This is a genomic window from Methanopyrus kandleri AV19 (assembly GCF_000007185.1).
Classification (GTDB): Archaea; JAADCQ01; Methanopyri; order Methanopyrales; family Methanopyraceae; genus Methanopyrus; species Methanopyrus kandleri.
In genome coordinates this window covers 1,096,276-1,117,106 of sequence record NC_003551.1, presented here as the reverse complement: position 1 = coordinate 1,117,106, position 20,831 = coordinate 1,096,276, and the positions used below count along the sequence as shown (strand labels likewise).

Genomic DNA, 20,831 nt, shown 5'->3' with positions numbered 1-20,831 from the left:
AGTGGGCGGGGCTGAAGGAGTACCGACCACCCGGGTCACGGTCGTGAGGCCGGTCCGTGGTCCCTCTCCACCCGCTCGAGCAGCTCGAAGAGTTCCTCGACGGTCCCGATGGCCCACTCCAAGGTCTCCTCGGAGGGCTCCCAAGCGCCGTACCGGCACTCGGTGTAGGCCACGCCCAGCACGTCGAGGGCCTTCGCGTGCTCACACACGAACCCGTCGATGCGCTCGTCCCCGGAGGTCCCTCAGGTCGTGTCCTCGCGCGTGCTCCCCCGCGAGCAGGATCTGGGCGGCCCTGATCCTGAGCCCGGCCGCCCGCTCCGCCATGACCAACGCCAGGTCGGTGTTACCGCGTCCCAGGAGCCACCGCGCGGCCTCCAGCGACCCCTCGGCGCGCTCCAGAAGCTTCTTCCTCAGCCTGCGCATCGGGAGACCCGGGGCTCACCGTGTCGGGTCGCGACTTATACGTCCTCGAGGCCCGGATCAACCGCCGGAACTACCGGGAGTTCGTGTCGCGGTGGCGTGAGTGGGGCGAGCGGATCGCGAGGGTCGCCCGGCGTCTCCTCGGCGAGGGGACCCGCGTGTTCGTGTTCGGGAGTGCGGTCAAGGGCGAGGCGCTCCCGGGGAGCGACCTGGACGTGCTGATCGTGTCCGACGGAGTCCCGGAGGACCTGGAGGACCGCGTGGACCTGATCCGCGAGTTCGAGAGGGAGCTCGACCTCCCGGAGCGTCACCCGATCGAGTTCCACCTCGCCACCCCGGAGGAGTACGAGGAGGTCTGGAGGGTGCTCCTCGACGAGTACGAGGAGTTCTGACCGGTGCCGCCGTCGGGAGGTCGATGCGGTCAGTGTCCGGATCACCCGTGCCGGAGTTTCCAGCGTTCCAGCTCGAGCTCCACGTCGGGTACCTCGTGCCTCCCGTCGAGGGACCTCCTGCGGGAGCGGATCACCTTCCTCAGGTAGCTCGAGTAGTGGGCGGGCCAGCCTCCCAGGGTTCTCACGGCGAAGGATTCGAGCCGGTCGGGTAGTTCCTCGAGGAGGTCCCGGATCCGCGGTGAGTTCGAGGGTCTCGCGTCGAAGGCCAGTGCGAGCCCGCGGGTGAGCACACGTCTCGCCTTCTTGTATGGGAGACTTAAGACCTCGGTGAGTAGTGTCTTGAGCACCGAGCGGAGGTTCCTCATGAGATGTCGGGCTAGTTCCAAAACCTCACTCCGATCCAGTGAAACCAGCCACTCGACGAAGGAAACGCTCTCGTTTTCGGACTTGTCCAAGTAAAGCGTGCGCCCGTGTTTGAACCTCGAATCCTTACGCCACCTCGCGACGTAGTACGGCCCGCACGTGCTACCTCCCACGGTCCGGTAGGTCACCTCCAGGCTCGGCTTCTTCCCACGACGGTAGACCTCCCGTAGGACCCGGAGGGCTCGGATCCGTTCCACGGGATCGGAAGGTATCGGGACGTGGACGTGCGACTCGACCAACTCCGGCACACGATCCCCCTAATGTGCCCCCAAGTTGTATGGAGATAGGGAGAGAACGACATCTCAGAATATAAACCTTGCCATCCGCGATCACGACACTGCCCCGACAGGGAGATCACGGGCGATCCCACTCTCCCATACAACCGGACGAGGCCGAAGACCGCCGGGAGGCGCGGACCCGATCGAGCTCACCCGCCGGACCCTCTCCTGAGTATCAGGACCGGCGCCAGCGCCGCCGCGACCCCGGTCAGGCACGCCGAGTACCCGAAGGCCGCCCACGGCGAGACGGACTCCCACAGCCACCCCACGACCAGCCCGCAGACCAGCGAGCCGACCCCGACGAGCGCGTGGTAGGCGCCGTACGAGGCCGCCGTCCCCGAGAGCTCGGCCACGGCCGCCCGCTCGACCGCGTCGACCACCCCGTAGGCCAGTCCGTACAGCATGAACGCCGCCACCGCGAGTCCCGAACCCGCCAGCAGCGCCGTGGCCGCCGTCATCGCGTACCCCAGGCACAGCGCGACCCCGGGCCCGAACCGGTCCGAGAGTCTCCCCGCCGGCACCGAGGTCAGCGCGTGCAGGGTGGAGAACCCCGCGTAGGCGAACGCGGCCGCGGCCGGACCCTGCACCCCGAGGACCCTCAGAGAGTACATCATCCAGCCCACCGCGCCCAACCGGTAGAGCCCGACGATCGCGAGCGCCCGCGGGAACCGACCGCGCCCCTCCCCCTCGGAGGATCCCTCCTCGAGCCGCTCCTCCACCGGGATCAGCGGCACCAGCGAGAGGAACCCGACCAGCGCGAAGGCCAGGACGGCGGTCGCCGCGGGCACCCCGTACGTCAGGAGGACCCCGGCGAGGAGCGCCCCGAGAACCGCCCCCGAAGTGTCCAGCGCCCGGTGCACCCCGAAGACCAGGCCGGGCTCGGATCCCGCCAACCCCGCCAGGATCGCGTCCCTGGGCGGCGTCCTGATCCCCTTACCCACGCGCTCGAGCGAGGCCACCAGGCCCGCGGTCACCGGATCCCGGACGAGCGCGAGCAGGAGTTTCATGCACGCGGAGAACCCGTACCCTGCGGCCACGGCCGGCTTGGCCCACCCGGGTCGGCCGAAGACGCGACCGGAGACGACGTTGAGCAGGCTCTTGACGAGCTCCATACCTCCCCAGGTCCCTCCGACGAGCGCGGGACCGCCACCCAGGGCCGTCAGGTAGTACGGGAGCAGGGCGAAGATACCCTCCGAGCTAACGTCGTTGAGGAGGCTGACCGCTCCTAGGAGCCACACGTCCTTGGGTACCCGACCGGGCAAGCGGCGTCACCCGGGGTCACGGACCGCACCGGGCTTAAACGCGGATCCCCTCAGAGGACGTGTAGCAGGCAGAGGAACAGCACCGCCGGACCCAGGGTCGCCCAGCCCGTCAGCCACGGCCACCGGTAGTCTAGGCCCGCGACCGGCACCAGGACGAGCAGCGCGGCCAGGGCCTTCGGGACCGTCGGCCGGACCAGTAGACTCACCGCCCCTCCGAGCAGGCCCAGTGCGACCCGGAGGGGGTCCGCCGCGTACCGGTAGGCCTCCGGCGACGCGCCCACGGGCCGGAACACCAGCACGGTCCGGTGGAAGCCCCGGGACGAGACCACGACCGCGGGCGGTCCGTCCAGGACCAGGACCAGGGTCGCGTCCAGATCGGAGAGCGGGGGCAGGGGTCCGAACGTCAGCCGCCGGTCGGGACCGCCCTCCGGGACCAGTCGGGCCTCCGTCACACCGCCGTACACGTAGTACCCGCCGACGAACGGGGCGGGCCAGACCACGAACCCGTCGAGCAGCGGGACCTCGCACCTCGCCCAGAACAGGCCGTTCCGCGGCAGGAAGTACCTGACCACGGTCCAGCGCAGGCCGTGCCGCTTCAACAGCCCCCTCAACCACGGGTCGGTCGCCGGGAACCGATCCGACGACCACCGCTCGGTCCGCTCACCCGCCAGTTCCAGCCTCACGAACCCGGGCAGCTCCGGGGCCGGGACGTAGTGGTCGAGCCCGGAGTAGGCACTCCTCGGGACCATCCCTGCGCCGAGCACCCGGGAGCCCGCGGAGAGGTACAGGTCCAAGACCCGGGCCCACGGGGGCACGTCGAACACCAGGTCGAGCGTGGCCCGGTCCCCCGGGACGGACAACACGTACACGGCCTCGCGGACCGTCCCGGGCTTCGGGTACTCCGGCAACAGGAGCCCCAGCCTGGAGGAGGGCGCCGCCGAGCTCCGCGAACGTCGCCGGGTCGAGCCCCTCCGACGGCGTCGCGATCAGTGCGAGAATCACCGCGACCGCGGCTGCGACTCGGACTGCCGACATTCCCGTCACCTCCCGAGACGGCGTTCCCGTCCCGCACGTGGGTGCCGGTGACCGTCGGGGATCCCGTGCTCCCACCCTCCACCGGAGACGGGTGATCCCACGACGCTCTCCTAGGGGATCGGACAGCACGTGGAGCGCGCCGTTCCCGCCCACGGTCGATGTCCCGGAGCCCCATCGGATGACAAAAACCTTCGGCGAGTCGGCGTGGAGGGTTAGCATGAGAGAATGCCAGAAGTAGTAATATTATGTCGTACTAATTTTCCGTTGAGTTAATTAACTTGGTAGAAAAGCTAGTTCTTCCGCGTAGGAAGCGGTAGTTTCGAAGCGCTTGAGTATGAAGTATTACTATGTTTACTCATACTTATCAATACTGGTAATGGTTTTTCCTGAAGCCCAAAATATGCACCTTAATAGTGCAAGTTTTGCACCTTATTTCAATTCGAAGAGATAACGATTCTAACCGTTAGCAAAGAACTACAGTTCTCACGAGGTACTAAAGTAGTTTATGAGCATTTTGTAATTATTACTTCATCAAGTTAATTTATTAATTACTCATCAGAAGAAACTATAGTTTTCAGCATTACCGACGTTGTATATTAAACTTTTGACTAAAGGGAAACAAATTAGTATCGGATTTTAGTATGATTAAGTGTTCGACGGAATCGGGGTAATCTTTAAATAGGACCGGTATACTAATTCCTAGTGAGTGAGGAGTGGGGAATCTCCTCGGTGGTTTCGGAGTGTAAAGGGTGATCCTCCGGGAGAACCGCCCGCCCTCGCAATTAACCCGTAATAATACGGGTAATGAAACGTTCTTCTCGCTAAGCGGTAGCGCGTTCTTCCCGGTCATGATACAGGGTCTCGCGGAAGAAGCGGGCGAGCACTCGCAATTAACCCGTAATAATACGGGTAATGAAACGAACCAACGGATTATTTTTCTCAGGGGCTCGCTACACACACTCCCTTCACAGCTAGCTCGCAATTAACCCGTAATAATACGGGTAATGAAACTCTTTGCAGGATTCCATGAGTCCTTCGTATGCTTCTTCTACTACCCCTACGACTCGCAATTAACCCGTAATAATACGGGTAATGAAACCGGTGTTAGCTCGGTGATACCCCGAGCTCTCAGCTGTTCCTTCCTCATTGCCCTCCTCGCAATTAACCCGTAATAATACGGGTAATGAAACATTAAGGACCCATGTCTCCACCTCCCCGTCTCTGTCCTCCCTTACCCAGTCTGCTCGCAATTAACCCGTAATAATACGGGTAATGAAACGATATGCTAGCGTTAATATCTGAATTATAACCACCATCATATGCTAAGTTAGGTTCTCGCAATTAACTCGTAATAATACGGGTAATGAAACCTCGTCATCCTCTAGTTTTTCCTTCAGTGAAGGGAAGACTTCCTTGACCCTCGCAATTAACCCGTAATAATACGGGTAATGAAACTCCGGGTCGAGCGCCTTGCGCTTCCGCTCAGGCTTCTGGAACTGGACCTCATGTCTCGCAATTAACCCGTAATAATACGGGTAATGAAACGTCGCGAAGAGGAGATCCGTCATAGCACGCGGGCACGGTGCGGTCCGCACACGCATCGCGAGCTCGCAATTAACCCGTAATAATACGGGTAATGAAACGGGTTCGACGTGTTTCTCCGGAGTTTAACACCGCCACAATTTCCTCGACCAGCTAACATACTCGCAATTAACCCGTGATAATACGGGTAATGAAACGTATACACTCTTAACAATACATTATCGTCTTTGTCCGCAAACTCATTGTGCCTGCATCTCGCAATTAACCCGTAATAATACGGGTAATGAAACCTAGTGACCTTCTTTAGCCCCCTGAATCGCCATCTATTTGGTCCTCTCGCCGTAGTCTCTTCCCTCGCTAGCAATTAATCTGTAATCACTGTAAGAATCTTTACGTTAAGTTATTCATCCATTTCTTTCATGATCAGTGCAGGTTGATCTCCAAGTTCAAAGCGTAAGTGGTCGGTTCACAACAGAGATGTACGTCGACACCGACGACGGGTCTTATCGTTACGTAACTCGTAACGTCTCGATCGCACCATCGGGGCGCGGGGCGATCGTCGCGGATAAGAGGCCGGGATCTCCCAATCGTCGCCGGCGGGAAAGGGTGTCCGACGTGAGACGGCACGGGTGGTAGGCGGTCCCCGCGCTCGCCGCGGTCGTGATCGTCTCCCCGATCCTGATCAACCCCTGAGTGCCGCGGGACGCGCCTCCCGCACGCGCTCGCCTCGGAGTACGCGCTGAGGGCGCTCACCGGACGCGACCCGATCGACCTGTGCCCGTACTGGTACCTGGGGTTCCCGTACACGACCTTCTACTGCCTCCTCCCCCACCACCTCACGGGCCCCGCTGGCGGGGGTCCTGAGCGGCCCGAGCGCCTTCGCGGGGGCTCCTCCTGGCGGCACTCTCGTTCACCCTCGGCGCGTACGCGCTCGCGAGGAGTCTAGGCCTAGGGCGAGACCCTCAGCCTGGGACGGGGGCGCTCGCGGCCTCCGGGATGTAGTTCGAGTGGATCATGGGCGGCATCTACCCGATGACGCTATCGTTCGGGCTCGGTCTCTGTCGATCGCCGATAGGGACCGTCGGATCCTCGCCCCGGCCCTGCTCGCGTCGTCGCTCTACGCTTCTCGGCGGCACTCCCTCCACCTCCTCCGGGCCGAACGCCGGTGGGATCACCTGCCGACGGTCGAGCCTGCATGAACGGCGTCTGTACTCCCAGATACTGAACGGGTTCGGATCGGAGCTTCATCCCGTACCGACCCGAATGCACCGGGATCGGGTCGAAGTGGACACGAGCGGTCACCGGTGGGTCCTGGTCAAGGTGAAGTATTTCCCCGCGTGGCACGCCCGCGGCGGGAGGATCCTCATGGGCCCGGGCGGGACGATGATCGTCCGGACGGGCTCCGGGCGAATGATCCTGTACTTCGCCTACCCGATCCGACTGCACGCACTGGGCGCGCTGGCACTAGCCTTGCAGTGGATCAACGCGCCGGTCCGGGCGATGATGGAGGGGTAAGAACTTCCGTTAGGCAAGGGACTACGAACGCGCACCGTCGGTCGCACCCGCCGGACGCGGGAAGCTCTCCGATCCGACTCCCGCGAACTCCCACGAATCAGGAATCCGGGCTCGGGCGCGGAAGGCCTGGAAATACCTGAGCTCGAATGAAGGCCTATGGGGAGGGTGACGACCCGTCCGCGGTGCCGAGGGTGACGTCAGTCCCCCGGTATCTAGCGTACCTTCTCCAGGATCCGGCGGAGGTCCTCGAAGACCTTCCCGGCCGCCCGCACGACCTCCTCGGCGTCTCCCTCGAAGGGCGGCTCGAACAGGGAGAAGTACCCCTCCAGGAGCGACGCCAGCGTGTCGCGGTGCTCCCTGGCGATCCGTCGGACCTCGACCGCCAGGTCCCCTTCGCCCAGGTCCAGCAGCTCCGTCGTGAGCACGCCGAGGAGCCGTCGGATATCGTGAGTCCTCGGTGGCTCGACGTCCAGCTCCCGAAGCGCGGCCTTGACGAGGAGCTCGACGGCCTGATGCGCCTCGGCGACCGCGGGCGACTCCGGGCCCTCCTCCAGCGCGCGCTCGGCCTCCGAGAGCTTCCACTCGGCCATCCGAACGAGCTCTTCCGTGTCCACGTCCATACCTCCCGGAACCGGTAGCCCGACGGGGAGCGCGTCCCGGAGCCGCCCCACGATCGACCTGCACCTGTCGAGGTGCTCCGGGACCTCCACAGGATCCGGCTCCTCACCCTATCGGGCCGCTCTCAGGCGCCGTTCCAGGACCTCCAAAACCTCCTCGACGTCCCGGGCGACGTCCCGCGGTAGGTTTTCCGGGTCCCGAGATGGCGACCCGGTGAGCGCGAGGGTCGTCGCCTCGAGGCACAGCTTCAGTCCCTCGTGGGCGGTAACGAGGCCGGCCAGCGGCGGGAGCTCGTCAGTGACCTCGAGCAGCGCGAGCCCCGACTCCCACAGGATTCGAACCGCTGACGCCGAGCGACCCGGTACTTCGGGCCTACCGTGCTTGCGGAGGGTACCGTCCGGTCTCACCTCGACGTACACGTCGGGCCGGTTACGCTCGAACTCGTTCCGGGTCACCACGTGGAGGTGCACTGGGATGAACGGGTCCACACCCGCCCGTTCCAGGATATCGGAGGCCATCTTCCCGGGATCGACCTCGTCCTCCACGACCACCGCTACGTCCGGGTCGGAAACCGCCGTCATCTCGTCCTTAACTGCGCTCCCGAAGACGTAGATCCTGGCATCCTCATCAGGACCTCGCGCGCCGCACGGGCTATCTTAAGGATTACCTCCTTCTAATCCCCGAGGAACACGGTCCGTGACTCCCCGAGATGACGTCATCCTCAGTCAGCTCGACGACGCGTTACAGTGGATTTAAGGGCCCCGTACCGACGCTTCGGCGAGGGCGTGCTTCCAGGCGAACCTACCAGTACGATCGGCCGGCCACCGACTCCCTCTCGTGATCGCTCGAGCGTGCGTCGATTGGTGTCGGGGTGCGATGCGTGATGTCGAGCCATCCGACGGCTCGAGCCGGGAGTGGGGCACCGGTCGTTCGGTAGGACGGTTCGGGATCTCGTCCGAGCGCGGGTGCGATGCACCACCGTAGTCGGAACGCGTCGTGAACCGTGAAAAGAGTTAATCATGGACGTGTGCGAGGGCTGCGCGATGTGACCGCGCGGTGATGAGCCGTCATGTGTGCGACTTGGAGGTTGCCCACCCCCAGGGGAGACTGGGAGACTACGAGCCCTTCTCGCCCCCACCGGACGTCCGTGATGTGATGCCAAGGGGGTAACCGGGCTGGAGCTCAACGCCTTTCTCCGCCTGGTGTCCGACGCCCACGAGCTGGCGCTCAGGAGAAGGTTGAAGGTGGATCTGAGCCTGCTGAAGAGGTTGGGACTCGAGGGGTCGGTCGTGAGGAACGTCAGGCATCCCCTGGGCCTGCTGGTGAAGCTCGCGGAGGAGGAGCTCGTGGAGCCGGGCCGCGTCCACGCTCACCTCCCGCTCTACACCCCTCCGATCTCGACCGTGCTCAGGCTACTGGAGGCCTCCGAGGAGGTCGGGTACGAGGTGACCGCGTCGGTGGAGGTGATCGCGGAGGACGACGGTCGGGTGGAGGAAGTTCGCGAGGTAGTGGACCGTGTCGAACCCGTGATCCTGGGCCTCCCGGGCGTGCTGACGCTCTCGGACCGCGTCTTCGAGCTCGCGTCGGAGAGGGCACCCCTGTTCCTGGACCTGGGATGGGCGCTGCACCCGCATCGGGCCGTTCCCTCGGTCGACCTGACCACGGTCCCGACGTTGGCGGCCCTGAGGGCGGTGGAGAGCGTCTCGGGCGAGGACGCGTTCGAGCGCGTGGTGGCGGTCGCGAGGCTGGGTCACGGTCTAACCGTGGACCGTGGGAAGGTGAGGGGATCGGGGGGCGGGGGTCTCAAGCTCGTGGACGTCACGGACGTCCTACGCGCGCTCTCGGTCGTGCTCGACCTGGCGCGGTACCCGGTGGCCCCCGCCCTGGGGCCCACGGTGAGGAGGGAGTTGGAGAGGCTCCTGGACGGTTTCGACGGACCGGAGCGGGAGGACCTCACCGAGGCGGCGCGGGCCTTCGAGCTCCTCTCCAACCTCACCCCGGGACAGACCGAGGAGGACGTCAAGATACCGGAACACCCGAGCATAATCCGAGAGGTGCTCGAGGACAGGCTCCGGGACCTCGTCGAGTGACCGCCGGTGATCGACGAGCATCGCCGCCCTGGAAGAGGCCTCCTGGATCGTCCTCGGACCGGGTCGTAACGCCTTCATCCGATGCTTTTCTAGGACGTTGGCGCGGGAGCTCCGAACCCTGGGTTACGAGACTCTCGAGGAACAGCTGCGCCTGATGTTCGGGGAGGACGTGGAGATCGAGGAGGAGAACGACCGGGTGATCGTGCGCATCCGGGCGTGCCCGTTCTGCGCCGTCCGGGAGCTGCTCGAGGGTGACGTGAAGGACGTCGTGTGCGTGGTGATCGGCCTCCTGGAGGACGTCTTCGGCGGTGTGGTCACGGAGTACCAGAGGCTGGGAGAGCGGGGCTGCGAGATCGTGGTCTCCAGGGAATAAAACCTCGAGACGGACAGTTTCGACGGTAGAATACTGCCGTACCGGATCTTCCCAGTACCGTGTCGGTTCTTCCCCCGACGCGCCGGCGTAGGACTCAGCTGAGATCCGAACAAGATCACCGGAGCGGAGGTTCTCCAGCCTCGAGTCGTCGGGTGAAACGATCACTACGTCCGGCACCTCTTGGATGAGCATCGCCACCGCCGGTACCCATTCCACCACCTCTGGATAACTACGCGAGCACGTCTGATCGCACCGCGTCCAGCGTCGCCCGTACGTCAGATGTCCCGTCCGTTGGTTCTTCCGGGAACCCTAATTGTTACGAACACCATAACAATTGGCGGTTCCGGATCACGGGCTCCCACCCGACCCTCGCATCGCGTTCCATCAATGGGACAGCGAGTTCATCATACTTAAAAATTCCTGGCAATAATTTCTGGCAATACTCGGGGCCAAAAGCCCAGTGACCGTGATTTACCGTCCGTAAACCGCGTTACGACCATCTTCCGTTGAGATACAAAACATAACCTGCCCTTTTTGTCGTCTACTCGTTTCTGTTTAACCCGAAAACGACCGTGGTTGGGGTGGCACCAGAAGGAGCGGGACCGGGAGGGGGCGCCGGGCGCAAGCGCGTTCCCCCGAGGACGTTCCGATAACGTCCGCGCTCTCGATACATCGTTTCCCGTGCCGAAAAGCGTGAAGGGTGGAACTACCTGGCAGATAGCACTCTACGAAGGATCTAGCTCCCCGGCGACGTGGCGCCCTCTCGATCCGGACTCGATTCCGTCCACGGCCTCACAGGACCGGTTCGACGCTACGGCGACCCCCTTCACCCTGCGAGAGATGCAGGACGTCCACCTCGGGCCGGTACAGCGGCGGTAGGAGGTGCTCGAGCTCCTCGAGGTCCCGGATCGTCCGTCCTCCAACGAGCTCCCAGACACGCTCCCTACCCACGAGTCGCTCCAGGGTCCTCACCAGGTGGAACACCTGACGGACCACCGCGCACACCTGCATGCCGGCGACCACGGTGTAAGCGGTTTCGAGGGAACTCGGGTCCTCACAGCTCTCGAGATTCCTCTCGACCAACGCACGCGCCCTTTTGAGCTCCTCCACGACCGCCACGAGCAGGGCGATCGCGTCGCGGCGATCTTACCGTCCGGATCCCCCTCGAGGAGTCGTATGACTCGCTCCAGCTTCCGACGGTACCCTTCCAGTCTGCAGCAGACCTCCTGGATCTCCGTGCTCACGTCTACCCCGCCTGACCGTTCATCGTTTCGATAAATAAGCTAATCGCCCGGGGGTTCAGCACGGGCTTAGGAAAGTATCATTAGCTGAAATTTCACGACTGCATACAACTGAAAGTAAAGGTTTCAAAACAAATTCAAAACAGCGGCTAATGGGATGACTTTCGAACCCACATAACCCCACTGGAGCCACCGACGGTGCCGGAGCCCGTAGGGAACCTTACTGAGACTTAGGAATGGCGCCCCGATCGGCGGTACACCGATCGCTCCCCGAGAACTCGCACACCGAAGCCCACCGCCAACGGGAGTGACACCGGACACATCGGGAAGTTAACGGACTCAACCTTAAGCTCACGGAAATCCACCGGACCGGCCCCGCGACCGTAGGACACCACTACACGACACGGGACGGGTTCCCTCCCTACCGTGAAACAGAACGGAGTGACGATCACGCGCCCGAAGAACCGGATCACGGGGAGGAGAACGGGTGTGCCCGGGCGGAAACGACGGGCCGTCATCGGGCGGGGGTCCGCCCCGCTCTCCCGACCCGCCGGGACGACCCGGGCCCCGGACCGGAAGCTCACGGTTCTGGTGCTTTTACTTCACCCCGGTACCACGTCGGGAAATCAGCCCGCGGACCCCGAGCGCCGCCACCAGTCCCAGGATCACCGCCGCTACCGGAACCGGTGTCGGGAACCAACCCTCACCCTCGACCTTCCCGGATTTGACCCGCTTCTTCACGCCCAGGGCGTTGAGCAGCAGCTTGGCGCCCTGGGTGTTCACGTTCCCCCTCTCGTCGTGACACGGGTGCGGTCCGATCGCGATCACCTCGCCCTTACCGTAGCGGTCCACGAGGATCGCGTCCCCGCGACTCACGATACCTCCCGCGTACCGGGCCACCACCTTAGCCCCTTGGGAGCGCATCACGGGCCCGTTGATGTACGTGACCTCGAGGCGGTCGGGCAGCCCCTCCGTGAGGGGATCGCGCTCGAGCTCCAGCGTCACCTTACCCACGCCGAGACCCGCTCCCTCCACCTTCGCCCTGACCAGCCCACCCTTGACCAGCGTGATCGCACCCGCGCAGATCCCCACGATCTTGCCGCCCGCCCTCGCGAACTCCTTCAGCCCCTCGATGAACCTGGGATGATGCACGACGCGCTCGGAGTACGCGCCACCGGGCAGGATCAGGACGTCGTACCTCTCGACGATTGTCCCGTCGACGATGTCCTTCCCTTTGACCTCGTCGAATGGTACGCCCGCGTCCCGGAGTACCTTCTCGATGGCCTTGAGGCACGTGGGTTCCACGTCATCGGCGGCGAACACCGCCACCTTCAGGCAGCTCGCCGGCTGGGCGAAGAGTATCAGCAGTCCGGCCGCGATCGCCGGAAGCCTCAAAGGTCTCCCCCGAATCGGTTGGAGTGACGACAAGGCAGTTGTGCGTTTCGAGACGCCGGAGCCACCGAGCCTTCACCGGGCCTAGGATTGACGGGGAGAACGTGCGAAGTACCGGAGGACGGTGCTGCCGCCGGAAACCGAGGGTCGACCGGAACCGGTGTGGAAGGTTCCCGTGAGGCGCCCACAGGCGCGCACGGGATGAGGAGACGGGTGAGCGGTGAGATCCCGATGATCGGACCGTCCATTGCCGACCCCGCGGACCCCATCGGCCGTCGCTTCCACCGAGTCCTGGCAGAAACGTTACGATAATTATAACGATTATGCCACGGGCGAGTGAGTCGGCCTCACCTAGCTCCCGAGGTTGCCACAGGTGTGTAGCGAGTTCATGATACTTAAAAGTTTCTGACATTATCAAGGTCTAGAAGGCCAGGGATCGATATTTACTTACCGAAAACCCGCTCCCGTGTTTTCTGCCGAGAAATGGAGGCATTACAGTTTCGATTCCATCGCCGACGGACCGGCCCACGGGCGGCGTCTGAGGGCCACGACGAGGCCACCGGTGACCCTCGAAGGGTCCCCGTTGAACCATCCGCACACCGGTGGTACACCGTCCGATGACCGCAGCCGTGAGCGGCCTCTACGGTGATCACCTCGACCACCCGGAGCTCCGGGTGATCGGTGTCCCCGAACCGTCTACCGTCCGACCGCGATCATCCCTCGTCCGGTGACCATCGTGTGAACTGAATTAAAAGTATTCAACAAAAATATTCAACCGGGAGTCCCGCACGACCGGAGACCATCCGCGGCGTCCGGGATCCACCGCGTAACACGGGTGAGGCCGTTGATCGCACACGTCGTGGGCATCGCGTGCGCGGTGTCCCTGACATCAGTCCTGCCGATCCTCCCGCTCTACGTGGTGGACGCGGGCTACCCCCGCTCGTTCGTCGGCGTCATGAACCTCGTACACAACGTGACGCAGCTCCTAGCCAGGCCCGTCGGAGGGGCCCTGACGGACGCGTACGGTCCCAGGAGGCTCGCGCCGCTCGGGGCCCTAGGGTACGCGCTGTCCGACCTGCTGGTTCTCGTCCCGCACCCCGGGACGCTGCTGGCCAGCCGAGTTTCCCTGGGTCTCGGTATGGGCGCGCTCTGGCCGCCGCTCCTGTCCACCGTCGCGGACAGCGGTCGCTCCCTGGGCGTCTTCAACGCGGTCACCCAGCTTCCGATGGTCCTGGCTCCGCCCCTGGGGGGCTACCTCTACCGGAGCGTCGGACCCTGGGCCTTCGCCGTCCTCGCGTTACCGGCACTGCTCGCCGTACCGCTGGCGGGATCGCTCCCGGACGTCCGGACGTCCCGGGAGAAGGTCTCACCCCTCGAGGTGTTGAAGAGATCGCTAGAGGTCGACCGGGAGCTCTTCCGGGCCTCGCTCCCCGCGTTCGCCACCGCGGCCGTGCAACCAACGATCGAGTCGTTCGTCCCGCTGCTGCTGAAGAAGCTCGGCGCGGACCCGGCACAGATCGGACTGGTACTCGCGATCCGCAACGCCGTGGCGGTGACCCTGCAGGCGCCGTGCGGGTGGCTGGCCGACCGGTACAGCCCGACCGTCCTGGCCGCGCTGGGGTGCGTGCTCGCCGCCCTGGGCGTGCTGGTGCTGCCCTTCGTGGAGAGCGTACCCGTCGCCGTGGTCCTGCTGTGCGTGGGAGGGGTCGGGTACTCGCTGGCCCAACCGTCATCGCTCAAGCTGGTGGCGGAGGTCTCCGGGGAGAGACGCGGCCTCGGGATGGGATGGTGGGGCTCGATCATGTCCCTCGGGAGGCTCACCGGGTCCCTGCCCGGGCTGCTGGCGGACGTCTCGCTCAGCGCCGTGTTCTACATCTCCGGTGCGATCCCACTGGCGAGCGTCCTCCCGCTGCTCCGACGCCCTCGATGATCCCGCACGGTCCTCGTACCCTCGGCACGCCGAACGCTGTGAGGGGACCGTACCGGAACAGGGTAGTATCCCACGGCCCGACCGATCGAACCGGTCAAGGACCGCCGCAGCGCGGTTTCACGATAGGTAGCAGTGGACAAGGATGAAGAAGGAGAAGGCGTACACGAACACAGCTGGCACGTTGAGGACGGTCAGGATCCTTTCTACGGTCGCCGTCGGTGGTATCCTGGTGAGCAGACTACGCGCCTCGACGGTGACCGCGGGGACTACCCCCAGCGTCATCATCGGAGCTATCCGGGCGATCAGCTCCGCTCCTTGAAGCGAGCACTTGACATGAAGTAGCTTAACCAAACTTATGAGCAGAAGCAAGTTCACGGTCGGTGCGAGGAGTACTCCGATGAACAATGTTGATTAACACCTACATCGATGTAGTACTATTCATATACAGTTCAGTGCTATTGTCGAACGATGGCAATACGATCATTTGAGGTTAGAGCGAACTCATACTGACAGCATATACTGTGTTGGATGGGTTCGGAACTCGTCGATGTCAACCCTAAGTACGTTACCTACATTAACCAGAGCTGGTATGCCGGCGCTAGTAAACTGACCAAAGTTTATTCACGCTTAATCGTACACGTTGACGACGGCGAGTAACGACGCGCGTTCTCCACCTTGGGGAGTTATCTGGGGAGCGGCGAAGGTTGATCGTGGTCGGTGCTGGGACGTTCGGGTGTCGGGTGGCCCCGTACGTGGCTTCAGCGTTTGAAGCTTCCAGCGTAGTGTTGGTCGACACGCCCGACGGCATCCAGAGCGGTGAGGAGCTAGCAAAGAAGCTGGGCCTTCAAACCAGCCGAGTCGAGGTGGCCTACGGAAGTCCTAGCGGTGCCCACCGTGACTACGAGACGGCGATGAAGGATGCAGAGAAAAGCGAGGCGCTGAAGCAGCTGTCTGAGAAGTTTGTCGAAGTGGTGAAGCTGGAGTACCGAGCCGATCGGGTGCCGGTGCTGGTCTGGGGACTGGGTGGAGCGATCGGTGCGGCCACGGCGATTCGGCTGGGTGAGGAAGTTCCGTACGCGCTGCACGTCACGGTGCTGCCGGACTACAGGTCGGAGGTGGAACCAGTGAGGAGGCTGCTGTTTAACGCTAAGAAGCAGCTACAGTCGTTCATGGGCCGGCTGAAGCGCCACCCAGTGATTATCGGCGACTTTGCTGGAGTACCAGCGGATAAGGTGGGCGAGCACCTGGTGTGCATACTCTCAAGACGGCATGAGATAGTGGACAAGCGCAGGGTCCAAACGGCCAACTACGTGCGCGACGGGGATGACGAGATACGGATGGCGTTCCTGGTTGACGTCAACCGGTACGGGCTGCAGCGGGTGCAACTTGATCGAATCATTAGCCAGATCCAGGAAATGTTGGAGTGGGCTGAAGATTTCGTGGAATGCGACCTAGCTGGACGGATCCGTGCGGCAAGGTTGGAGGAGAGTCTGAGGACTGGGATATGGGATAACGACTGGAAGGAGGCTTCCTAGTGGGAGCGAGTCGATCCGTTCGGGCATTACTTCCTTCCGTCCAGATTTTGAAAGTGATTCAGCGAAACCATCAACCTCTGCATCGGTAAGATAGCTTTGCCGGCGCTGGGCCTGCCGTCGTAGTGAGCGACGAGGTACCGAGCCGCAGGGTGGAGGAACTCGTCGAGGAGACCCTGGAGAGGGGCGGCCTCTCCTGGGAGGACCCGGTGAACGTCTCCCCGGCGACCCCGAGTTCGAGTCCCTACGCAGACCGTGTATGGACGTGTACGCGATCGTCAAGGACGGTAACGTCGAGGTTAACGAGGTTCACGGGAGTCTCGATGACCCGCGCCATTCGGGTCCTGAGACTGGCCAAGGAGGCCTTGGATCTGGCCGATAGGCTGGACGGCGCGCGGCTCAAGCTGCTCCTATCGGCCGAATCCGTCCGCCAGGCCTTGATCTACCTGGCTTACCTCAAGGGCAGGCTAACGGGTGGACCGCACGCGGACGTCGTGAAGATCCTGAAGGGGATAGAGAAGGCGTCGGACGTACCCGAGGAGCTCAGGGAGTGCATACTTCGCGTCGCACGCCGGGAGGACGTCCGCCTCGGGGAGATCGAGGCCCACCGCGGGATCGCCGAGAGCAACGTCAGGGACGCGGAGAAGGTGCTCAAGGTCGTCGAAGAGCTGAGCTAGCCCTCCCGCTCCACTACCAGTTCAACGACTCGGACCAGCCTGCGGGCCCATTCCAACTACTCCTCAACGTCCTTCAACTCCTCCTCCGTGATCGGAGGCTCTTCGTATCGGCCCCTCCCGCGCCCACCGGATTCCCGGGCCGGGGTTAAGTTAATGTGGATGAAAACGTGGCGGCGTCCGCCCGAGGGCATGCCGTGTGACCGGGTACTAACGGGTGTCCGTCGGACCCGCACACAGCTTCGAACCCGTCCACACGGAACCGCCGGGGGAATGCACCTCGCTGAAGCCGCTCCTGACGATCTTCTTGGCCTTTACAGTGATCGATCACGGCGTGCCGCTCGCGACGTACTGGCAGGACGTCAACCTTCGGGTGATCCTCGAGAAGCGTCCGCGCACGCTCGTCGTCGATCCCTACTGCGGTCCCGGTGACCGGCCCTGGACCGAGGACGAGCTCCGGACCCTGCGTGAGCACGGCGTAAAGCCCGTCGCGTACCTATCGCTCGCCACGGTCGGCGAGCACCAGAGGGACCTGTACCGTCTGACGCGGAGCAAAAGGCTCCTGGGACGCCCCGATCCGGAGTGGCCAGGTGACCACGCCGTCCGGTTCTGGGAGCGCGCCTGGCTCGACGCCCTCCGCGCTAAGCTCAAGGAGTTACGGGACCTCGGCTACGAGGGCGTGTTCATCGACGTCGTGGATCCCTGGTCGCGGGACTGGTACGTCGAGTGGTTCCACCGTGAAACCGGCGGGGACGTCGACGAGCTGAAGGGTCGGTCCTACCGGGCGCTGGAGGAGCTCCTCCGGACGGCGCGAGACCTCGGCCTGAGAGTCTACGTGAACGCCGGGACGCCGTCTTCGACCGGAGGCTCGCCGAGCTCAAGGACCGCTACGGGTTCGGGGTGGTCGTCGAGAACGTGGTCGCGGACGAGGAGGGGAGGCCCACGCCCGGGAACGTCTTCGAGGCGAAGCTGAGAGCGCTGGAGAGGCTCGGGGACTGGGTGTACGTGTTCGAGTACGGGATAGACCCGGAGCGCGAGCGGAACAGGCTGACAGAGTTGTTCTCACGCACCGACGTGGAGGAGGTGTACATCACCTCGCCCGACCACGATCGACTGGGGAAGGCCGCCGTCCCCCCGACGGCGCTCCTCAAGAGGCCCGGCAGTACCATGGGGAGGCTGCTGAAGCTCCTGGTGGCCTGAAGATCACGCGTGACGGTCCGCGGTCAGCCGGGTCACGAACCCGACGTACGTCAGGAGCAGCGGGGACGTCAGTAGGAGGACCGCGTAACCCACGAGCAGCGCGGCGAGGAGCGTGCAGATCAGGACGGGGAACGTTCCCCCGCAGACGCCTTGCAGGACGGCCACCAACGGCTCGATCAGCTCGTATAGGACCGGGCCGTATCCCGACAACACCGACAGCGCCACGGGTACTCCCAGTACGACGATGAGCACCGAGAGGAAGAACAGCGCGACGTCGCGGTGGACCAGTGCGACCCTACCCTCGAGGGCGCGGGCCGTCATCCCCGGATCCACCGCGACCTCCCGCGCGAGCCTGTCCCACGACGGGGCGCAGCTGATCGAGCTCGACTCCCTCACGATCCTCCAGGCCGGTTCCATCGCGAGGTCGGCCAGGGTCGAGAACGGCATGACGACGTCCAGGAACCACTCCAGCAGGCTACCGGTGGCGATCACACCCAAGTAGAGGACCCGGGGAAGGTCGTCGGAGAACACCGCGACCCCGTTCCCGACGGTGGCCACCACCAGCCCCTCGGGTTGACCGTACACCCAGAGGAGGCCCTCACCGCGGGGCAACACGAGCTTGTACAGGCAGAGACCGTACTGGGTCTCACGCTTCACGATCCGGCCCCTCTCGACACCGATTTCACCCTCTCCCAAGATCCCGACCACGGCCACGGACGATGTCCGGCACTTCACTCCCACGACCACGCCCCAGTCCGTGCGGCCGACGCCGCGTATCCGGCATGAAGAGGCCAGGAGCGTGCCGTACCAGTAGATCACGAGCCCAAGGGCCCCGGCGGCCGCCCCGACGGCGAGCGACGGTCGGAGCGGTCCACCTAGCCCGAGGTAAGCGATGAGTGTCGCGACGATCGTCAGGCCGATCACCGCGACCGTCGCATCCGCGAGCAGGGCCCGGGAGAACCACCCTAAGTCGTAGATCGCGATCATCCTCAACTCGGTGCCGTAACCCCCGTAGTAACCGGTACGGCCGACCACGACTTTAGAGCACGAAAAAGTTACGGGGACGCGCCCGGTCGATCCCGGCGGGCCGTCGGGGGTGCCAATCCCGAGTTCCGGGCGGTCCGTAACGTAACTTGACGGAGATAACATGAAGGACGAGGGTCCGGGACGACCGGTTCGGATCACGTCCTCGGGATCGGCCCGGACTCCACACGTCTTCGACCCGCTCGGTGGGTGTCCCTCCGCACCGTCCTCCGGCTTGAAAAGGAGAGGCTTTTGAGTACCGTAAGTCGTGTTCGGTCGGCCCAGAGCCGGGGGCCTTATCAGGATCGACGCGGCGGTTTCGGGGGGCTACGGTGTCCTCCGAAACATCCGAGCTCGACGAGTACCGCGAGACGTTCCGTGAGCTGTACTACGAAGAGGCACTCAAAGGGTTCCGCGCGCACTTGACTATCTACTTGATCGGCTGCGTGGCCATGGTGGTGATGAACCTGACCCTGACACCGCGGGTCATCTGGGTGATCTGGCCGGTGCTCGGTTGGGGAGCCGGAGTCTACTGCCATTATCTGGGCGTACGGAGGGCTGAGCGCAACATCCGACGGTTGGAGGAAGAAGCGCTGCGGCGGGTTCAGGGGCCTTAGTCCGCCCTCGACGCCCGGGCGGACCCCCTTCCTACTCCGCTCCGGCTTCGATGGAGGTGGGGTCGGGGCCCGAGATGCGCGTAGTCGGATCGTGCGGCGGTCTCGTCGGGTCCAACCCACGACCTACGGACCGTCCGGAGACCGCGATGAAGATACTAGGATTAAAGAAAGGAAACACCATTCGGGATGATTAAAACCATATTGATGCGTTTCCTAACCCACGACCGTTTTTCCCTCACCGTTCGGATCCCCCGAAAGGGCGACCGGCACCGGATCGTGGATGGCGACCCGAGGAAAGGGCGGTTCACGAGCCCCATCGCCGCTCCTCGAAGAACCTCCGCCGGGCGTACTGGACCGGCGCCTCTCCCACGATCTCCCGGACGCGGTCCACCAGCTTGTCCGGAGGCACCATCATGGAGCTCAGTTCTCGCATGCTCTCCCGGTCACCGCTCAGCAAGTCCACGTAGCACCGCTCGAAGAAGTCCACGACCCGCTCGACGTCCTCCGTGAGCGCCATGTTCCGCAGCGACCTCAGCAGCAGCTTCCCATCCATCCGATCGAACGCGTCCAGCCCGTACCTCCCGACTAGGTACGCCATGGTCGACAGCACCTCTTCCACCTGTTCCTCGATCATCTCGATGGGTGCACCGCAGATCCTCGCTACCGAGAAGTAGTTACAGATCGCCTGGACTATACGCACGGTAAGGACGACGGACATGTCACCGATGGATGAGATAAGCTCGGGATCCAGGACGTAAACGTCGTACCCCATGTCCTCCGCGAGGTTTACGCACCGCTCGACCTGTTCCTCCGACGCCAGCTCGATCCCCGACTCCTCGGACCGCGCGTCCGCCACCAGGATCAGGTCCTGTGTCTCCGCCCCCGGGATCCCGGCCGGGTGGAAGGAGGAGACACCGACGTCCTCCCTTTTCGTGCGAAGCTCCCCCTCCAGGCCGTGGTACAGGGCGATCGGTGGGCACGTGCACGTCGTGCAGAGAACGGCCCCCTCACGGACGTCGTCGAGCAACTCTCGGGCGATCTTCACCGTATGACCGAACGGCGTGAACAGTATCTGGATCTCACCGTGCTCCACACCTGCGGTATCGTCCGTCACGAGTTCCACACCGGCCGACTCCAACCGCTCCATCGACTCCTCGGAGATGTCGAACGAGGGGTCGCACAGGACTACGTCATGTCCGGCCTCCGCCGCCCGATACGCCAGGTGTGCCCCACCCAGGGGTAGTTCGTAGTGCACCTCCAAGTGGTTCGATCAG

General features: G+C 63.7%; 22 protein-coding genes, 1 pseudogene and 1 CRISPR repeat array. Of the genes and pseudogenes, 10 read left to right on the top strand and 13 right to left on the bottom strand.

What is annotated here, in order from left to right; all coding sequences use genetic code 11:
- Positions 1 to 35: 35 nt before the first annotated feature.
- Both MK_RS09115 and MK_RS06035 read right to left on the bottom strand, forming a co-directional pair.
- Complete coding sequence (locus MK_RS09115; protein WP_011019507.1) at positions 36 to 209, bottom strand: hypothetical protein; 174 nt, start codon at positions 207 to 209, stop codon at positions 36 to 38.
- The gene (locus tag MK_RS06035; RefSeq protein WP_011019506.1) at positions 202 to 423 is read right to left on the bottom strand and encodes a HEPN domain-containing protein; all 222 of its coding nucleotides are present in this window, start codon (positions 421 to 423) and stop codon (positions 202 to 204) included. Before MK_RS06035 ends, MK_RS09115 begins: the two co-directional genes overlap by 8 nt.
- 20 nt (positions 424 to 443) lie before the next feature.
- Between MK_RS06035 and MK_RS06030 the strand changes: the two genes are divergently transcribed.
- Positions 444 to 812 carry a nucleotidyltransferase domain-containing protein gene (locus tag MK_RS06030; RefSeq protein ID WP_011019505.1) on the top strand — a complete coding sequence of 123 codons (369 nt, stop codon included), beginning with the start codon at positions 444 to 446 and terminating at the stop codon, positions 810 to 812.
- 41 nt (positions 813 to 853) lie between these two features.
- Here the strand turns inward: MK_RS06030 and MK_RS06025 are convergent, their stop codons facing one another.
- The 4 genes from MK_RS06025 to MK_RS06010 form a co-directional block, all read right to left on the bottom strand.
- Positions 854 to 1,474 carry a DUF1678 family protein gene (locus MK_RS06025; protein ID WP_148679963.1) on the bottom strand — a complete coding sequence of 207 codons (621 nt, stop codon included), beginning with the start codon at positions 1,472 to 1,474 and terminating at the stop codon, positions 854 to 856.
- A 188-nt stretch (positions 1,475 to 1,662) separates the two neighbouring features.
- Positions 1,663 to 2,775, bottom strand: a complete 1,113-nt coding sequence (locus tag MK_RS06020) for an MFS transporter (RefSeq protein ID WP_011019503.1) — start codon at positions 2,773 to 2,775, stop codon at positions 1,663 to 1,665.
- A gap of 50 nt (positions 2,776 to 2,825) precedes the next feature.
- Positions 2,826 to 3,683, bottom strand: a complete 858-nt coding sequence (locus MK_RS06015; protein WP_011019502.1) for a hypothetical protein — start codon at positions 3,681 to 3,683, stop codon at positions 2,826 to 2,828.
- Positions 3,684 to 4,585: 902 nt separating this feature from the next.
- Positions 4,586 to 5,642: direct repeats of the CRISPR family, unit length 36 nt; unit sequence CTCGCAATTAACCCGTAATAATACGGGTAATGAAAC.
- Positions 5,643 to 6,034: 392 nt separating this feature from the next.
- A complete protein-coding gene (locus MK_RS06010; RefSeq protein WP_148679714.1) occupies positions 6,035 to 6,256 on the bottom strand; it encodes a hypothetical protein in 222 nt (73 codons plus the stop codon).
- Between the two features lie 380 nt (positions 6,257 to 6,636).
- Between MK_RS06010 and MK_RS06005 the strand changes: the two genes are divergently transcribed.
- On the top strand, positions 6,637 to 6,867 hold the full coding sequence (locus MK_RS06005; RefSeq protein WP_011019501.1) for a hypothetical protein: 231 nt from the start codon (positions 6,637 to 6,639) through the stop codon (positions 6,865 to 6,867).
- A gap of 212 nt (positions 6,868 to 7,079) precedes the next feature.
- On the opposite strand, the gene MK_RS06000 is transcribed toward MK_RS06005, so the two are convergent.
- Positions 7,080 to 7,577, bottom strand: coding sequence for a HEPN domain-containing protein (locus MK_RS06000; protein ID WP_148679713.1), 498 nt, complete (start codon positions 7,575 to 7,577; stop codon positions 7,080 to 7,082).
- Between the two features lie 18 nt (positions 7,578 to 7,595).
- Positions 7,596 to 8,105 (bottom strand): annotated as a pseudogene (locus tag MK_RS05995) (nucleotidyltransferase domain-containing protein); the annotation flags it as partial.
- A gap of 582 nt (positions 8,106 to 8,687) precedes the next feature.
- On the opposite strand from MK_RS05995, the gene MK_RS05990 reads away from it, so the two are divergent.
- Together MK_RS05990 and MK_RS05985 are read left to right on the top strand one after the other, a co-directional pair.
- Positions 8,688 to 9,575 carry a hypothetical protein gene (locus MK_RS05990; RefSeq protein ID WP_011019499.1) on the top strand — a complete coding sequence of 296 codons (888 nt, stop codon included), beginning with the start codon at positions 8,688 to 8,690 and terminating at the stop codon, positions 9,573 to 9,575.
- 97 nt (positions 9,576 to 9,672) lie between these two features.
- Entirely contained in the window at positions 9,673 to 9,948 is a 276-nt protein-coding gene (locus tag MK_RS05985) for a hypothetical protein (RefSeq protein WP_148679711.1), read from the top strand.
- A 792-nt stretch (positions 9,949 to 10,740) separates the two neighbouring features.
- On the opposite strand, the gene MK_RS05980 is transcribed toward MK_RS05985, so the two are convergent.
- Positions 10,741 to 11,067 carry a hypothetical protein gene (locus MK_RS05980; RefSeq protein ID WP_158295959.1) on the bottom strand — a complete coding sequence of 109 codons (327 nt, stop codon included), beginning with the start codon at positions 11,065 to 11,067 and terminating at the stop codon, positions 10,741 to 10,743.
- A gap of 719 nt (positions 11,068 to 11,786) precedes the next feature.
- Entirely contained in the window at positions 11,787 to 12,584 is a 798-nt protein-coding gene (locus MK_RS05975; RefSeq protein ID WP_011019497.1) for a DJ-1/PfpI family protein, read from the bottom strand.
- A gap of 841 nt (positions 12,585 to 13,425) precedes the next feature.
- Here MK_RS05975 and MK_RS05970 point away from each other — a divergent pair.
- A complete protein-coding gene (locus MK_RS05970; RefSeq protein WP_148679708.1) occupies positions 13,426 to 14,511 on the top strand; it encodes an MFS transporter in 1,086 nt (361 codons plus the stop codon).
- A 117-nt stretch (positions 14,512 to 14,628) separates the two neighbouring features.
- Here MK_RS05970 and MK_RS05965 read toward each other — a convergent pair whose 3' ends face one another.
- Positions 14,629 to 14,916: a hypothetical protein gene (locus tag MK_RS05965; RefSeq protein WP_011019495.1), complete on the bottom strand. Its 288-nt coding sequence runs from the start codon at positions 14,914 to 14,916 to the stop codon at positions 14,629 to 14,631.
- A gap of 299 nt (positions 14,917 to 15,215) precedes the next feature.
- On the opposite strand from MK_RS05965, the gene MK_RS05960 reads away from it, so the two are divergent.
- From MK_RS05960 to MK_RS09310, 4 genes are all read left to right on the top strand, one after another.
- Complete coding sequence (locus MK_RS05960; RefSeq protein ID WP_011019494.1) at positions 15,216 to 16,046, top strand: hypothetical protein; 831 nt, start codon at positions 15,216 to 15,218, stop codon at positions 16,044 to 16,046.
- Positions 16,047 to 16,168: 122 nt separating this feature from the next.
- Positions 16,169 to 16,720, top strand: coding sequence for a HEPN domain-containing protein (locus MK_RS05955; protein ID WP_148679707.1), 552 nt, complete (start codon positions 16,169 to 16,171; stop codon positions 16,718 to 16,720).
- Between the two features lie 214 nt (positions 16,721 to 16,934).
- Entirely contained in the window at positions 16,935 to 17,690 is a 756-nt protein-coding gene (locus MK_RS05950) for an endo alpha-1,4 polygalactosaminidase (protein ID WP_226988624.1), read from the top strand.
- Positions 17,618 to 17,917 carry a hypothetical protein gene (locus tag MK_RS09310; protein WP_226988623.1) on the top strand — a complete coding sequence of 100 codons (300 nt, stop codon included), beginning with the start codon at positions 17,618 to 17,620 and terminating at the stop codon, positions 17,915 to 17,917. The genes MK_RS05950 and MK_RS09310 overlap by 73 nt, the downstream gene beginning before the upstream one ends.
- A gap of 3 nt (positions 17,918 to 17,920) precedes the next feature.
- Here MK_RS09310 and MK_RS05945 read toward each other — a convergent pair whose 3' ends face one another.
- Positions 17,921 to 18,910, bottom strand: coding sequence for a hypothetical protein (locus MK_RS05945; protein ID WP_011019492.1), 990 nt, complete (start codon positions 18,908 to 18,910; stop codon positions 17,921 to 17,923).
- A 362-nt stretch (positions 18,911 to 19,272) separates the two neighbouring features.
- Between MK_RS05945 and MK_RS05940 the strand changes: the two genes are divergently transcribed.
- Complete coding sequence (locus MK_RS05940) at positions 19,273 to 19,557, top strand: 2TM domain-containing protein (protein ID WP_011019491.1); 285 nt, start codon at positions 19,273 to 19,275, stop codon at positions 19,555 to 19,557.
- 304 nt (positions 19,558 to 19,861) lie between these two features.
- On the opposite strand, the gene MK_RS05935 is transcribed toward MK_RS05940, so the two are convergent.
- Entirely contained in the window at positions 19,862 to 20,812 is a 951-nt protein-coding gene (locus tag MK_RS05935; RefSeq protein WP_226988739.1) for a H(2)-dependent methylenetetrahydromethanopterin dehydrogenase-related protein, read from the bottom strand.
- Between the last annotated feature and the right edge of the window lie 19 nt (positions 20,813 to 20,831).